At 77.9% G+C, this 15,507-nt stretch carries 8 protein-coding genes; 1 reads left to right on the forward strand and 7 read right to left on the reverse strand.

Annotated elements, in window-relative coordinates; all coding sequences use genetic code 11:
• Positions 1-57: 57 nt before the first annotated feature.
• Entirely contained in the window at positions 58-537 is a 480-nt protein-coding gene (locus tag ACZ6S8_RS15885) for an SRPBCC family protein (protein WP_469456050.1), read from the reverse strand.
• Positions 538-642: 105 nt separating this feature from the next.
• Positions 643-1,209, reverse strand: a complete 567-nt coding sequence (locus tag ACZ6S8_RS15890; RefSeq protein WP_469456052.1) for a TetR/AcrR family transcriptional regulator — start codon at positions 1,207-1,209, stop codon at positions 643-645.
• 53 nt (positions 1,210-1,262) lie between these two features.
• On the opposite strand from ACZ6S8_RS15890, the gene ACZ6S8_RS15895 reads away from it, so the two are divergent.
• Positions 1,263-1,775 (forward strand): HAD domain-containing protein, encoded by a 513-nt coding sequence (locus ACZ6S8_RS15895; RefSeq protein WP_469456054.1) that lies wholly within the window; start codon positions 1,263-1,265, stop codon positions 1,773-1,775.
• Here the strand turns inward: ACZ6S8_RS15895 and ACZ6S8_RS15900 are convergent.
• From ACZ6S8_RS15900 to ACZ6S8_RS15920, 5 genes are all read right to left on the reverse strand, one after another.
• Positions 1,768-3,651 (reverse strand): hypothetical protein, encoded by a 1,884-nt coding sequence (locus tag ACZ6S8_RS15900; RefSeq protein ID WP_469456056.1) that lies wholly within the window; start codon positions 3,649-3,651, stop codon positions 1,768-1,770. The genes ACZ6S8_RS15895 and ACZ6S8_RS15900 overlap by 8 nt on opposite strands.
• Complete coding sequence (locus ACZ6S8_RS15905; RefSeq protein WP_469456058.1) at positions 3,648-7,493, reverse strand: DUF5682 family protein; 3,846 nt, start codon at positions 7,491-7,493, stop codon at positions 3,648-3,650. The genes ACZ6S8_RS15900 and ACZ6S8_RS15905 overlap by 4 nt, the downstream gene beginning before the upstream one ends.
• A complete protein-coding gene (locus tag ACZ6S8_RS15910) occupies positions 7,493-8,653 on the reverse strand; it encodes an ATP-binding protein (RefSeq protein WP_469456060.1) in 1,161 nt (386 codons plus the stop codon). The genes ACZ6S8_RS15905 and ACZ6S8_RS15910 overlap by 1 nt, the downstream gene beginning before the upstream one ends.
• Before the next feature lie 817 nt (positions 8,654-9,470).
• Complete coding sequence (locus ACZ6S8_RS15915; RefSeq protein WP_469456062.1) at positions 9,471-14,447, reverse strand: DNA-binding protein; 4,977 nt, start codon at positions 14,445-14,447, stop codon at positions 9,471-9,473.
• Positions 14,444-15,316, reverse strand: a complete 873-nt coding sequence (locus ACZ6S8_RS15920; protein WP_469456064.1) for a DUF4132 domain-containing protein — start codon at positions 15,314-15,316, stop codon at positions 14,444-14,446. Before ACZ6S8_RS15920 ends, ACZ6S8_RS15915 begins: the two co-directional genes overlap by 4 nt.
• Between the last annotated feature and the right edge of the window lie 191 nt (positions 15,317-15,507).

Consider the following 15,507-nt stretch of genomic DNA (forward strand, 5'->3'; position numbering starts at 1 on the left):
GCCTCTCGGCGTCTTCTTCTCGGATGGGGTGGGGGCGGGCTGCGCGGGTGCCGTGCCTTAGGGGGTGTCGTCGCCGCAGGTCGCGGCGGCCGCCTCGGCGTGGGCCTTCAGCAGTGCGAGCCACTGCTCCAGCGACTGGCGGAGCGCCGCTTCGAGCTCCGCGGGCCGCTCCTCGACCGGCGCCCCCGCCCAGGACTCCTCGGTCCGCACGGTCACCGCGCCCTCCGGGTCCGGCTGCTCGAAGGTCCAGACGTGGACGCCGTCGATGCCGTGGGCCGGACCGCCCCAGACGATCCGCGCGCCGGGTACGACCTCGAGGAGGGTGGACGTGATCTCCAGGCCGTGGGTCAGCCAGCGGAAGGTCGAACCGGGCGCGAGCGGGCCGTCGTACGCCACGGAGTCGATGCCCGTGTTCCAGGCGGCCCAGCCGGCGATGTCGGTGTGCAGGGCCCAGACCGTCGCGAGGGGCGCGTGGACGGTGGTCTCCAGGCGGACGATGACGGGGGCGTTCTCGTCGACGGTGTGCGGTGCGTTCATGGCGTGTGCTCCTCGGATGCGCGATGCTTTGTAAGAGTGATTGACCACTCACTCTTTGGGCCAAAGGGAAGGCGAGCCACCTGGGCCCGCCCGCCCGCCATGCGGTCAGTAGTGCCGGACCCCCGCCGTGAGGGTGCGGGTCCACGGGGCGTCCACGTCCTGCGCGTCCACCGAGACGAGCAGGTGGCAGAGCATGCCGACGGCGAAGAACCGCTGGACCTCCGCGTCCCCGGCGCCGGAGGCGCCGCGCACGTACTCCACCATCCGGGCGTACCCGGCACGCACGACCTCCCGCACGGCCGGCTCGGAGACGGCGGCCGCCTGGGCGTGCGTCAGGACGAGCAGCAGGTCCTTGTCGGCGATCAGCCGGGCGTACGCGTCGCCCATCACGTGGAGCACCTCCTCGGGGGCGCTCCCCCCGGCCTGCGCGGCACCCTCCTCGAGGCTGGCGCGGACCCGGGCGAAACAGTGCTCGACGACGGCGGTGAACAGCGCCTCCTTGTGGGGGAAGAGCCGGTAGACGTACGACTGGGAGATGCCGGCCGCCTTGGCCACCTCGGTGGTCGTCGTACCGAAGTAGCCGCGGGCCGCGAAGGCGCCGATGGCCGTGCGCAGCACCGTGTCCCGGCGCTCCTCGGCGGAGGAGAGCTGACGTCGTCGTTCCGTGTTCATGTGAGTAATAAACCACTCACACTTCTCGGCGTCAAGCGGTCTACCGTTCCGTCATGACCGGTCCCGCGGCCCGCCCGCTCCTCTACCTCGACGTCGACGGTCCCCTCATCCCGTTCGGGGCGGGCCCCTATCCCCCGGCGGACGACGCCAACCCGCTCCTGGCGCGGATCGACCCGTCGCTCGGGCCCCGGCTGGCCGCGCTGGGGTGCGTGCTCGTGTGGGCCACCACTTGGATGGAGGAGGCGAACGCGTACGTCGCACCCCGGCTCGGCCTGCCGGACCTGCCGGTGGTGTCGTGGCCGGAGCCCTCCGCCGCGGACGGACGCGGCGGGATCCACTGGAAGACCCCGGCCCTCCTCGACCACGCGGCCGGGCGTCCGTTCGTGTGGGTCGACGACGAGATCACCGGCGCCGACCGGGCGTGGGTCGCCGCCCGCCATCCCGGGCGGGCCCTGCTGCACCGCGTCGATCCGGGGCGAGGCCTGGCCGAACCCGATCTCGCCGTACTGCGGTCCTGGCTCGGCGGCGCCGCGGGTCCCGGCCCGGACGGCGGCGCCGTCAGGTGAGGCCCGCGGACGCCCAGGAGGCGGCGACCAGGCTGCGCTCCGCCGCCGACAGGTGGGCGGCGGCCGCCAGCCAGGCCCGGGCGTAGCCCTCGGCGGAGGGGTCGCCGAGCCGGCCGAACACGTCGCGGGGCCGCCGGTCGGCCTCGGCGGCCAGCGCCGCGGCGCAGTCCGCCGCCGCGGTGAATCCGGCCCGGCGCAGCGGTCCGTACCCCGAGCAGTGGTCCTCGCCCCGGGCGGATTCCGCCACGGCGCGGCGGCCTCCCGCGACGCCGGTCTCCAGGAGGCGGCGCACGCGCCACAGCGGGGAGTCGGCCAGCGGGTCCGGCTCCGCCGGCGAGGGGCGCGCGGCGGGGGCGGCGTCCGGGGCGTGGCCCGCGGGCGGGAGGTGCTGTCCCTGGAGGCGGTCGTAGCCGAGGTCGGCGCGGCCGAGCCACTCCTCGGGCAGCCGCAGGGTGTGGTCGGCGCCGGGTACGGGTCCCACGGCCAGGGGCCGCAAGGTGGCGGCCCGGTCGAGGTCGGGCCGGCCCAGGACCCGGATCAGCAGTCCCGGGTGACCGGCGAGGCGGCGCAGGTTGTCGGCGTGCGGGAGCTCCGGGTGGGGGTGTGCGGCGCGCAGCCGGAGCAGGGGTCCGTCCGGCCGGGCCTCGCGGACCAGGAGGTTTTCCCCGGCCGCGCCGACGACGGCCACGTCGCAGCCGAGCAGTGCGGGTTCGGCTCCGTCCGGATCGGCCAGACAGTCGGCGACTGCCTCGGCCGCCGGGCGGGCGAACAGCGCGGCGGCGGGACCCTCGCTCCAGGGCGCACCGGGCAGCGGGGTGGCCTTGACCCCGCGTCCGGCGCCGAGCCTGCCCTCCGCGGAGACCGTGGCACCGGCGATGCGCAGGCCGCCGCGGGCCAGTCCGGCGTGGTCCAGGGCGGCTCCGCCCAGGGCCACGGAGGCGGAACCCGCGCCGCGGGTCCGGGCCAGGCCGCCGGGGCGCACGTCGGAGACCGAGTAGCGGCCGCCGTCCGGGGCCAGGAGGTGGGTGACCACTCCCCCGTAGCCGGTGGCGGACAGCACCGGCTCCCGGCAGAGGCCGTACACCCGCAGGCTGCCGCCCGGCGCGTAGGCGCGGCGGGACGTGCCGGTCAGCGCCGGGTCCGGCGAACCGGCCGCCAGCAGGGCCGCGGTGTACAGGAGCTCCCGGAAGGCCTCCGTCAGGTCGCCGAGCCGCGGGGCGGCCTGCCGCTCGCGGGCGGCGCGCAGGCCCCGTACGACGCGCAGGGCGGCCGCCTCGGCGCGCGGCAGTGCGGCGAGGCGGGCCGTGTGCGCGGCGCGGAGGAGTTCGGCCTGCACCACGGCGCCCCCGGCGGTGGCCCCCGCGGCCAGAGCCTCGGCGGCGGCCTTCCAGAGCGCGGCGGCGGCCGCGGTCTGGGAGGCGGTCAGGGCCCGGGGCGCGGTGTCCCCGGCCGTGGTCGCCGCCGGCTCCCCGGTGGGGGCGGCGGGAGCCTGAAGCGGGGCGTCGGCGGGCCCCGTGCCGGCGGGAAGCGGCCCGGTCGGCACGGCCTCGGCCTGCGGGGCGTCGGCGAGCGGGGCGTCGGCGAGCGGTGCCGCGCCCAGGGCGGCGGCCCGATGGAGGCAGCGGGGTGCCAGCAGGCAGCTGCACACGGCCTGGTCGGCGTGCGTGACCGTCCCCCCGGGCCCCGGGCGCAGGGTGACGACGGCGTCCTCCCCGAAGCGGAGGGCGACGCTGCCGTCCGGCGCGCGGACGGCTGCGGCGCCGCAGCTCGCGGTGGCGGCGTCCAGCTTCTTGCGCAGCCGGGCCGTGAGGTTCTCCACCGCCTCGGCCAGCACCTCGGGGGCGACGGCCGGCAGGGGGGTGTCTGCGCTGCTCAACGGGGTTCTCCACGGAGTCGTTCGCCCACCCAGCGGGCGAGGGCGAGGGGGCTGAGTGCGGCCACGGGCATCCCCGCCGCGACGAGTTGGCCCGCCACCGGGACCGAGTACCGGGGCGTGCCCGCGTCGTCGAGCGCCGCGCAGCCCAGCAGGTGGGCTCCGGAGGCGGCGAGGGCCCGGACCTCGCCGAGGAGTCCGCCGATCGGGGCGCCCTCCTCGAAGTCGCTGACCACGACGACGAGGGTGCGGCTCGGCACGGTGATCAGGGAGCGGGCGTGGGCGAGTCCGGCGGCGATGTGCGTGCCGCCGCCGACGCGGACCTCCAGCAGCAGCGAGAGCGGGTCCTCGACCCGGTCGGTGAGGTCCACGACCTGGGTGGAGAAGGCGAGGAAGTGCGTGGACAGGGTCGGCACGCCGCCGAGTACGGCCGCGGTGAGGGCGGACCAGACGACCGAGGCCTCCATGGAACCGGAGACGTCGACGACGAGGATCAGCCGCCAGTCGGCCTCCCGGCCGGCGCGGGTGGCGAAGACCGGGTGTTCGGGGACGACGACCACGCTGCCGTCCGGGCGCCTGCGGGTGTGCGCGAGGTTGGCGCGCAGGGTGCGGGCCAGGTCGAGGCGGCCGCCGGGGCGCCGGGTGGGCCGCGGGGTGGACAGTCCGGACAGCGCCGGGCGCAGCCGGGTGGCCAGCTGCTTGGCGAGTTCGTCGACGAGCCGCCGGACGAGGGGGCGCAGCCGGGCGAGCTGGGCCTCCGGCATGCCGCCGGCGAGGGACAGTACGGAGCTCAGCAGTTCCACCGAGGGCCGTACGCTCGCCGGGTCCAGTTGGGCGAGCACGTCGGTGCGGCCCGTTTCGGCCGCGCGCGCGAGCACCTCCTCCCGTACGTCGGTGCCGAAGAGCGATTCCAGTTCGCCCGACCATTCCCGGGCGGTCGGGAAGGACGCCTCGCGGCCGCCGCCCGGGCCCGCGCCCCTTCCGCCGTCGAGGTCGGCGGCGCCCTCGCCGCGACCGGCGCCGTACAGCTCGTCCAGCGCGTGCGCGTAGCGGCGGGCCCCCGCGGGGAGCCGGTCGCGCTCGCGGCCGAGGAGCAGGCGCCAGCGGTCGGCCGGGGCGATCCGCCGGGCGTCGGACGCGCCGGGTACGCCGGATCCGGCCGGCCCGGCGGCGTGCGGGGCCCCGGGGGCCGACGGTCCGAGGGCCGACGGTCCGGGGGCCGGGGCGGGCTCAGGTGCCCCGGCGCGGGCCTGACCGGCGGCGCCGGGCAGCGGGAGGGCCTTCAGCGCGGCGAGGCCGGCGGCGTCGGCGGCGGCCCACAGGGCGAGGAGGGCGGGCGGGGCGTCGAGCGCGAGGTCGACGCGGTCGCCGAGGCGCTCGGCGACGGTGGCCAGCAGCCGGTCCCGGGCGGCGGGTGACAGCGCGTCGAAACCGCCCCGCAGGGCGGGGAGGCGGTCCAGGAAGGCGGGGTCGGCGAGGTGTTCCACCCGGTCGAGGAGCGGGCCGAGCGCGTCCGGGGACGCCTGGAGCAGCGGTCCGGCCGCGGTGAGGAGCCCGCCCAGCCGGCGGGTCAGGGCGCGCCGGCCGTCGGGGCCGGCCGCGCCGTCGATCCATCCGGCGGCCCGGTCGCCGAGGTCCGCGGCCGGGTCGAGGTCGAGGAGGACCCGTACGGCCAGGGCGGCGCCCTGCATCAGCGGCGACGCCTCCCGGGCCAGGTCCGCGAGGGCGGCGTCGGTGCGCAGGCCCAGGTGGAGCGCGGAGGCCCGGTCGGCGAGCGCCACCAGGGCGGCCGCGTCGGCGGGGTCGTCGCTGCCGGCGAGGCCGGGCAGGGAGCGTACGGCTGCTTCGAGCAGGTCTCCGGTGAGGGCGGCGGCGGTGGCGCGGGTCTCCGGACCGGTACCGGGAAGGTGGCCGCGGTGCAGGGCTTCCAGGAGGTCGAGGGCGTCGAGGAGTTCGGGCAGGGTGGCGGTCTGCGGCAGCACGGAGGCCGCCTCGTGGAGCCGTGCGCCGACCAGCTCGGGCAGGTCGCAGCGCGCGGCGGCGGCCAGCCCGGCGAGGATCCCGGCCGGCGTCGGACCGCCGTCGGCGGCGGCGCGGCGGGCGGTGTCGCGCAGGGTTCCCGCGGCCGCCTGGGCCGCGGTGACGCCGCGTACCCCGGCGAGGTCGAGGCGCGCCGGGACGGACGGGGTCCAGGCCAGGCGCCACTTGGTTCCGAGGGCGGACCCGTCGCCGGTGGCGGCGACGGCGACCGGTTCCCCGTACGAGGCGCCGCAGACGACGAGGCGGTGCAGCAGCACCTCGCGGCGGCCGTCGAGCGGTGAGCGGAGCGGGTCGAGCCGGAGTTCGCGGGAGGCGGGGTCGTCGGGGCCCGGGAGCCGCAGCTCCGCCAGCTCGGCCTCGACCGAGGGGCCGAGGCCGGAGCGGGGCGCGTGCGGGCTGATCCGCCCGCGGGAGGTGCCGACGAGCACCGCCTCGAGGGCGCGGGCCAGTGCCCGGCCGCGGCCGAGGGGCTCGCCCTGGCCGAGGACGGTGGTGACGGCCTCGATGAGTTCGCCGCGGCCGGGGGCAGGAAGTCCGCGCAGGACGGCGAGGTCGCAGGCGAGCCGCAGCGCTTCGGCGGCTTCGCCGGTCCCCGCGGTGTGGCCGGCGCGGCGCAGTTCGCGGCACAGCCGGGTGACGGCGACGGAGGCCGCTTCGCGGACCCGTACGGGGTCACCGCCGGCGTGCAGGACGGCCTGCTGCCAGAGGGGGTCGCGGATGCCGGCGGGGTACCCGGAGCGGGAGTCGAGCAGGTCGAAGGAGTACGGAACGAGCGAGGTGACGGCCCCGCTCCCGGACTCGGCGACCGCCTCCGCGACCCCGCCCCCGACGCGGACGCCGGCTGCGGGCGCAGCCCCGGCGGGCGCGGAGCGTGCGGAGCCGGTGGCCGGGGCGGGCGCCGCCGAGCCTGGAGCCACGAGGGTGCCCGCGCCGGGCGCGGGGGCGGTGGGCGTCGTGCCGGTCGGCGCATGGTGCGCGGAGCCGGTGGGCGTCGCCGAGGCGGATTCGGTGCCCGCGGCGGAGGCGGTGCTCCGGGGCGCGGGGGCGCCGGGCGGCGGGGACAGGAGGGCCGGGGCGTGGAAGGCGCCGATCACGGCGGCCACCGTACGGCCGCCGGCCGCCGCCGTGGCGATCACCTCGCGCATGTGGGCCTCGCGGGCCAGGTCCGTGGCCGGGACGGCCGCGTCCTCGCGCAGGGCCCAGCCGACGCCGAGCGCGGCCCGCCGTACGGCCTCCGGGGCGCATCCCGGGGCGAGCACCTCGACGGCGCGGTCCCACATGTCCTCGCCGGTCCGGCCCGACCCGGCGGCGGTGAGCCCGTCCGCGTACGAGCGCCCCGGAGCGGCCGGAGCCGCGTCGGGAGCCGGTGCGGACGACTCCGGGGCCGCGTCGAAGGCGGGCGCCGGCGCCCCCGGCCGGTCCGGTCCGGCCTCCGCCGGGGTACCGGCCCAGGCGCGGGACGACAGCGGGAGGTCGCAGCACAGCACGGCCGCACCGCGGGCCCGCGCCCAGCGGATCGCGGCCAGTTCGGGGGAGAAGTCCGCGAACGGGTAGAACGCCAGGCGGCCGTCCTCCCCCGTGCCCGCCAGGGCGACCGGGGCCACCGTCTCGGCGTCGGCCAGGTGCTCCAGCCAGGGCTGGAACTCCGCCGGCAGCTCCACGCAGACCACGTCCGCGCCCGAGGCGTCCAACAGGTCGGGGACCACCGCGGCCAGCGCGGGGCTGTGGTGGCGCACCCCCAGGAGGTACGGCGCGCGGGACGCCGCCAGCGCGGCGACCGCGTCACGCGGGTCGGTGCGCGCCATCACAGGCTCCCGCGCAGGTCCCACAGGCGGCGCCACATGGCCGAACCGTCCTCGGCACGGCGGCGCACCGGGCCGTCCCAGTATCCGAGCAGCCGCGCGTGGTCGGCCGGGTCGTCCTTCCGTACGACGCCCAGCAGGTGGCCCGGCAGCAGGTCCAGCACGTCCCCGCCCGGCAGGTACGCGGCGGCGACCCCGAGCGACGCGGCCACCTGCACGGCCTCCGCCGTGGACATGACCGTACCGGGACGCTCCACGTCCCAGCCCTCGGCGGAGCGCCCCGACCGGAGGTCCCGGAAGACCGTGACGAGCGCGTCGAGGACGGCGTCGTCGACGCCGAACGCGGCGCCCGCCCGCTGGACGGCGGCGACCGCCTGGCGGCGGATCAGCGTGGCCTCCGCGTCCGCGTCCGCGATCGGGGCGACGGTCTCGAAGTTGAAGCGGCGCTTGAGGGCGGCGGACATCTCGGAGACACCGCGGTCGCGGAGGTTGGCGGTGGCGATGACGGTGAAGCCGGGGGCGGCGGACACCACCGCGTCCTCGGTGGCGGTCAGTTCGGGCACGCTGACCCGGCGGTCGGACAGGATCGACACCAGCGCGTCCTGCACCTCCGGGAGGCAGCGGGTGATCTCCTCGACCCGGACCACCCGCCCCGTCCGCATCGCGGAGAGCACCGGGGAGTCGACGAGGGCCTGCGCGGTGGGGCCCTGGGCGAGCAGCAGCGCGTAGTTCCAGCCGTAGCGGAAGGCGTCCTCGGTGGTGCCGGCCGTCCCCTGGACGGTGAGGGCGCTGGTACCGCTGACGGCGGCGGCCAGCAGTTCGGAGAGCATCGACTTGGCGGTGCCGGGCTCGCCGGTGAGCAGCAGGCCGCGCTCGCCGGCGAGGGTGACGACGCAGCGCTCCACCAGGGAGCGTTCACCGACGAACTTCGGGGCTACGGCCAGCCGCGCGGGCAGCCCGTCGCGGCGCTCGGGCAGGGCGAGTTCGGCGCCGTCGCTGCCGCAGACGAAGGTGACGACCGCGCGCGGGGTCAGGGCCCAGCCGGGCGGGCGGGGGCCGGGGTCCTGGGCGGCGAGGAAGGCGAGCTCGGCGGCGTACCGCTCCTCCGCGGGGCGTACCTGGCGGGCGGGGGCCTCGGCGGCGGGCTGTGCGGTGAGGGTCATCGGGGTGGTCCTCCGGTGGGTGGGTGCGATCGGGTAGGGGGGCGGGGGTCGGGTGGTGACGGTGCGTGTGGTGACGGTGCCGGGCCGCCAACGGGCGGGCTGGACCGGGCGGGTCGGTCGGTCGGTCGGTCGGTCGCGACAGAACGGGTGGACGGGCAGGACGGTCGGAACAGAACGGGCGGGCGGGGCAGGCGGGGCGGAACGGGCAGGCGGGGCGGGACAATGCACCACGGAGGGTACGGACAGGCGTCAGCGCGGATACCGGCGGGCCGACGGTGCCGCCCCGGGGCCGGGGCGGGCAGGCCGTCCCGCAGCCGGGCGGGTCGGCCGTTCCACGCCCCGGACGGACGGACGGGCGGACAGGCGGGCGGACGCGGAGCCGGGTCGCGCCCCCTCCACCCGCGAGCGGCCGGGCCGGAGCGGTCGCCGTCCGCGCACCGGGCCCGGACGGAACCGGGAGCCCCACCGGTCAGCCCGTGGGGCCGGCCGCCCGGACGTGCGTGCCGCAGCGCGCCCCGCTCCCCCGTCCCACCGCCGGGCGCACCGACAGCGGGACCCGCCCGCCCGCCGGCCGGTCGCGACCGACCGACCGACGCCGAGCCCGACGGACACGGCCCGACCGCTACCGAGCCCGACCGGCAGCCAGGCCCCACGCGAGGCCCGGGCGACCGGCGGCCCCCGCCGTCGCGGACGTCACCGGTCTCCCGCCGCAGAGGCGAACCCCCACGGTGCGCAGGCGCGGCGGGCCAAGCGGCCCCGAGGGCCGGCGGTCCCTCAGGCCCGCCGTGCCACCGCGGCCCGTCGGCCTCGCGAACCGTCAGCCGCGGCGCCTGCGGGTGCGCTTGACCTGGAGCTGCTCGAAGCGCGGGCCGTCGCCCTCCCGGACCCGCGCCCAGGCCCGCCGGTACAGGTCCGCGGCCGGTTCGCCGGGTACCAGCGCGCCCAGGGCCGGCCTGCCGCCCGGCGCCAGCCCGTACAGCGGGAGCTTCCACTGCTCCAGCGGCAGCACCGGTGAGGACTGCTCGCTCCAGCCGCCCGGCAGGAACAGCGTGCGTCCCGCCCGGGCGCGGTTGGCCGTCACCACGAGCTCGGTGGCCGCCAGTTCGGCGCGGGCCGCCTTGAGGCGGGCCGGCTTCCAGCCCGTCCAGCGCGCCGTGTTGCGGTCGGTGGGATCGGGCATGGCCAGCAGCGCCAGGTACAGGGCGGCCGCGTCGGCGCCGAGGCCGTGGGCGGCGGAGACCTCCGCCACCACCTCCGGCACCGAGCGGCTCGGGTCCTGCGGCCACCACGTTCCGTCCGCGTCGGTGGTCCCCGCCGCCGGGGTCCCCGGGTCGGCGAGCAGCGCGGCGAAGCGCGGGTCGTGCACGGCCCGCAGCGCCACCTCGACGCCCGAGGGGTGCTGGTCGGTCTCGCGCAGCATCGGCAGGTACGGGTCGGACCCCGTGGAGTCCAGCAGGGACGTCCGCAGCGCGGGCTTGGGCCGGCCGTCGGCCGTCGGCAGCAGGACCGCGCCGTAGCGCTCGTGGTCCCCGGCGGTCTCGGTCGGGGTGCCCGCCGCCGACCGGAAGTCGGTCAGGCTCGTGTAGGTCCAGAAGCTGAGCAGCAGGTCGGGCGCGGCCAGCCGCTGCCGTACGGCGGTCAGCGCGGGCGGCAGCACGGCCCGTACGGGATCGCCCGCGGGCAGCCGGTGCGCGAGCCAGGCCGCCATGGCCACGGCGGCGAACAGGACCGAGGAGGTGAACGGGTCGGTGGCCGGCTCGCTGGGCTCCACGTGGTCGCCCCGCACGGTCCACGCGACGTCGACGCTCAGCTCCCGCGACGCCGCGGGGTCGAGCAGGGCGGGCAGCGCACGGTGTGCGGGCCACCCTCCGGACACGGCGCGCGCGGCCTCGGTGGCCAGCCAGTCCGGCACGGGCGTGCGCCGGCCCACCCGCGCGTTCCACACCTCTGCGGCGGCGGCCGCGTCCGGGCCCTCGGTCCACAGCCGGGCCGGATCGGCGGGCAGGAGGGCGGCGACCACGGCCCGCCGCAGGTCGAGGTCGAGGTTGCGGAGCTCGTCGCGGGCGGTCGCGGCGTCGGCCGTCTTGAGACCGAGGGTCGTGCGCAGCTCCGTGGGCAGGAAGTTGCGCTCCCAGCCTTCGAGGTGCGGCATGCCCGCGACGACGAGCCGCGCGAGCGCGCCGGAGACACCGGTGAGGCGGCTGAACTCCTCAGCGGCTTCGGGCCGGAAGGGCGCCGGGCCGTGCGCGGCGGCCGCGGCGAGGAACGCGGACAGCCAGCCGGGGCCGCGCCGGCGGTCGCCGAGCGGGGCCTGCCCGCGCGCGGTGTAGGGGCCCGGCACCTCGAACCGGCCGGTCGGGTCGTGGAACAGGGCGCCGAACTCGTGTCCGTCGGGGACGGACTCGGAGTGCTCGGTCAGGGCGAGCGCGGCCCCGCCGCCCAGGGTGAGGACGTTGCGCAGGTAGACGCTGCGGCCGACGCCGTCGGGGGTTTCCAGGTGGCGCCGGTCCAGGTGCAGCACGACGCGGCGCCACCGGCCCGCGGAGCCTTCGGCCGAGTCCAGGCCGAGTGCGTCGACGGCGGCGAGCAGCGCGGTGAGGGCCGTCCGCTGTTCGTCACCGGCGCCGGGCGCGACGGCGCGGTAGGCGACGGCGGCGGGCTGGTCCAGCAGTCCGGTCCAGGCGAGCCCGGACTGGGGCAGCGCGGGGGCGTCGAAGTGGAGCCGGCCGGGGACCGCGGCGTCGTCGGTCCGCGCGGCGGCGGCGAGTTCGCGCAGCATCCGGTGCGCGGAGTCGTTGTCCTTGCCCCAGTGCTGGTAGCCGCGGCTGACGAGTCCGCTCACCGCCTCGCCGATCAGCTGGTCGGCGGGGCCCCGGGCGGCGTCCGCGGTGGCTTCGCCGTCCGCGTGGAGCCGGGCGGCGACGGCGTCGAGGGCCTTCTGCTGGACGAGGGTGAACCGGAGCACCTCGACGATGCCGCCGATCAGCTTGGGCGCGGTGACCTGCGGCAGGGCCGCGTTCACCAGGCCGGGCAGATCGGTGACCAGCTCGGCCGCGGCGGCCGCCTTGAGGAGGGCGGCGACGGTCTCCCGGTCGGCCGCGCGCAGGACCGCCGACCCCTCGGGGTCGCGCGGGCGCAGCGCGTACCAGTGCGACAGCGGCGGGAGTTCGACGCTTCCGGTGCCGAAGGCGGCGTGCCCGTGGTCCCCGCGCGAGGTGGCGGTGACCACGCCGTCCGGGTCGGTGAGGCTGAGCTCGCGCCAGTGGTGGGACAGGGCGCGCGGCCGGTCGTCGCCGGGGAAGGTGACCGCGCCGACGGGCGCGTCGTGGCCCTCGGGGACGGTGACGGAGCGGCCGCCGGTGTCGCTCCCGTGCCAGCCGCCGCCCCGGAGGCGCACGGCGCGCCAGCCGAGGAGCCCGCCGGCCGGGGCGCCGAGCACCGAGCCGGCGACCTCGGGCGCGGGGCGCAGCCAGGAGGCGTGGCCGGGCAGGGCGGCGGTGTCCGGGTGGCCGTGCAGCGCGTCGGTGAGGAACGCGGGCAGGGAGCTGCGCCCGTAGGCGGGGCCGGCGGGGTCGTACTCGGTCCAGCCGCCGTCCTGGTGCTGGTCGCGGGAGCGCCAGACCCAGTACGAGGTGCCGTCGCCGAGCAGCGGCTTCTCCTCGGGCAGCCGGGTGTCGCCGGCGTGCAGGACGCCCGCTCCGGTGGCGCGGCCGCCGCCCGGCAGGGGCAGGCTGATGTGGTCGGAGCGCAGGGACCAGTGGTTCCGGTCGGTCTCCAGGGTGATGACGGTGCCGGGCGAGGTGTGCCAGTAGCCCTGGATCTGGCCGGCGCTCCAGGAGGACCACAGGACGAGCAGTTCGCCGTCGACGTAGTGGAATCCGAGGCGGTGCCCGGCGCCGGCGGGCACGCGCAGGTCGTGGGTGAGGACGGTGGAGTCCGCGTCGATGACCCGCACCTGCGTCTGGTTGGCGACGATCAGGTGGGGCCAGGCCTCGACCACGGTCAGGTCGGACGAGCGCCGGTCCGGGGAGAGTTCGGTGACGGCGCTCTCCCAGGAGGCCCACTCCAGTTCCTCGAAGAGGCCGCCGCGCAGGGTGCGGGCGAGGGTCTCGGCGAGGTCGGTGGCGGCCGCCGCGGCGACTTCGTCGGGGGCCAGTGCGAGGCCTTCGGCGGGCAGCCAGGTCAGACGCTGGATGGCTTCGGGAACTCCCGGCAGCCCGGCGGCGGTGGACTCCGCGGCGACGGTGCGCACCCAGCGGGCGAGCAGGGGGCGGCCGCCGGGCGAGGCGGCGACGGCCTGGATGATGTCGGCTCCGCCGGCGGCGTCGCCGAGGGCGTTCAGCGCCCGGTCGAACGCCGGGTGGAAGCGTGCGTCGGCGGCGATGGCCAGCAGGTCGCGGCGCTGGTCGGCGCGGGCCCAGTCGCGCAGGTTCAGCTGGTCGTGGCGGTGTCGCCGGTCGGACTCGTCCGGGTCGGCGACGGGCAGGCCGAGGGTGAGCAGGAGGTCGAGGAGGTCGGCGTCCTGGACGCCTATGCGCAGTCCGGCTTCCCGGCCGGGGCGGGCGAGTTCGGTGCGCAGGGCCGGGGCGCACCGTTCGACGAGGCCGAGCAGCGCCGGGAGCGTGGGGTGCGTGCCCCAGCCGGCGTGGCGGGCGGCGTGGAAGCGCTCCAGCCAGCCGGCGGCGCCGTCGGCGCAGCGCTGGTCGGCGGGCAGGTCCGCGGAGACCAGGCCGGCGGTGGCGCCGGACTCCTCCAGGATGCCGAGCCACACGGCGGTCAGTTCGGTGCTGTCGCCGCCGCCGGGGGGCGTCAGCCCGAGGAGGGTGCCGCGTACGGCGGGAACGCGGCGGGCCAGCGCGACGAGGGCGGTGCGGTGGGCCTTCCACCAGCCGGTCGCGGCGCGCAGGGTGGCGGGCAGCGGCAGCAGGTCGGCGAGGTAGTCCTGTTCGGGTTCGGTGCCCGTCAGGCCGGCGGCGCGGGCCAGGCGGCGCAGTTCGGTGGCGGCCTGGGCGGAGGGCGGAAGCCCGCCGGCGGTCCGGCGCACGCACAGGCGGCGGAAGCGGGCGTGGGCTTCGGCGGGGGTGACGCGGGTGGCGAGGTCCTTGCCGTAGCCGGTGAGGACCTTCACCGGCAGGGCGCCGGCCAGGGCGAACTCGAGGAAGACGGCGTCGAGGCGGTCCTCGTCGACGCCGAGGCCGTGCTGCGCCTCGGCGGTGCGGGCGCGGCCGAACAGCTGGGAGGCGTAGGTGGCGTTCTCGACGGCGAGGAAGGTGCGGGCGGCCTGTTCGTAGAAGACGGGGAGGAAGTGCGGGACGGACGCGGCGAGCCGGCCGGCGAGTTCGTGGCAGGCGTCGAGGGCGGCCTTGGGCTTGGTCTTCGCCTGGCGGGCGAGCCGGTCGAGTTCGGGGACGACGGCGAGGGCGTGGTGCCCGTCCTCGGGGTGGTGCACGAGGACCCACTCGGGGAAGCCGAGGGCCTGGCGGCGGCCGAGGCCGACGACGGGCGGCGCGCCGGCGTCGGGTACGAGTCCCAGGAATCCCGCGGCGAGGTCCTCGGCGGCGCCGAGTTCGGCGGCGGCGAGCCGGACGACGACGCGGTCGTCGCCGAGGGCGGGGTGCCGGTAGGAGCGTGCGGTCAGCTCGACGGCGGTGGGCCCGCCGCCGGTGGTGCCGGGCGGCAGCACGGCGCCCGCCGCGAGCAGCAGTGCGGCGTCCCCGCCGCCCGCGGGCCCGGTGCCGGCGGCCGCGGCCGCCCCGTTGTCCGTTCCGTCCGTGTGCGTCTGGTGGTCGTTCACGCGTCCCCGCCCTCCTCGATCTTGCGCCCGGCGTACAGCGCCGCGGCCATCCTCATGCCCTCGGACCAGGCGACCGGTCCGACCTCCGCCAGGCGCACGGCCCGGCCGTCCTCGTCGTGCCAGTTCAGGCCGCCGGTGCTCGTCTCGTCCTCGTAGTACGGTTCGCCGATCCACACGGCCGCCTCGACGGCACGGCCGCCGCCCGCGTCCCGGACCTTGCAGGTCGCGTATCCGCCGGAGACCCGGTAGCCGAGGCCCGTGGCCCGGGCCGCGAGGCCGAAGCGGCTGGCGAAGACGCCGCCCGCGTAGTCGCGGACCTCGGTCGCGCTCTCCGCGAGCCCGTCGGGCTTGTGCCAGGTGGCGCGGTGGATCTGCTCGACCCGCTGCTCGATGCCCAGCTCGGCCGCGAACTCCCGTACGTCTTCCAGGTCGGGCAGCAGCACCGGGTGCGGCAGGGTCACCGTGCGCGGGGAGAGGCGGACCGTCTCCCCGCCGAGGTTGACCACCTTCAGTTCACCGGCGGCGGTGGCGTCGCGCAGGAAGCCCGCCTCCTCCGGGTCCTCGCCGACGACGGCCAGGTCGCGCAGGGCGCGCTGCCAGGCCTCGTCGGGCCAGACCCGGGCGATCAGCGCGGTCGGCACCGGCAGCGAGGACACCATCCAGGCGTCGACCTGGGCGACGCAGGACGCCTCGTGCCGGTCGAGCCATTCGGCGAGCCGGCGCAGCCGGTCCACCTCGGGATGGTCCTTCAGTGCCTTGGGCAGTGTCTTCAGCTGCCTCCCGCTCGTGCGGCCGCCGGTCGACCGCGCCGCCACCCGCCCCTCCACCAGGGCGATTTCGTACCCCTCGCCCGCTGCCAGCCATGCCATCCGTCCGCACCTCTCCCGCGTGTCCCGCCCGGTTCCGCGCAGCTTCGTCCAGGGGAATGGGACCCCCCTGGGCTGCGGTATGCCGGGAGACTAGCGAGCGCCACTGACAACACCCTCCGGAGGGTCGCGGCCCGGTTGAATGTCCGGTTCTGGGTAGGCTCCCGGGGACATTGACGCGGAGTCGGGTTTGG

This window comes from Streptomyces sp. NPDC048461 (assembly GCF_055587105.1).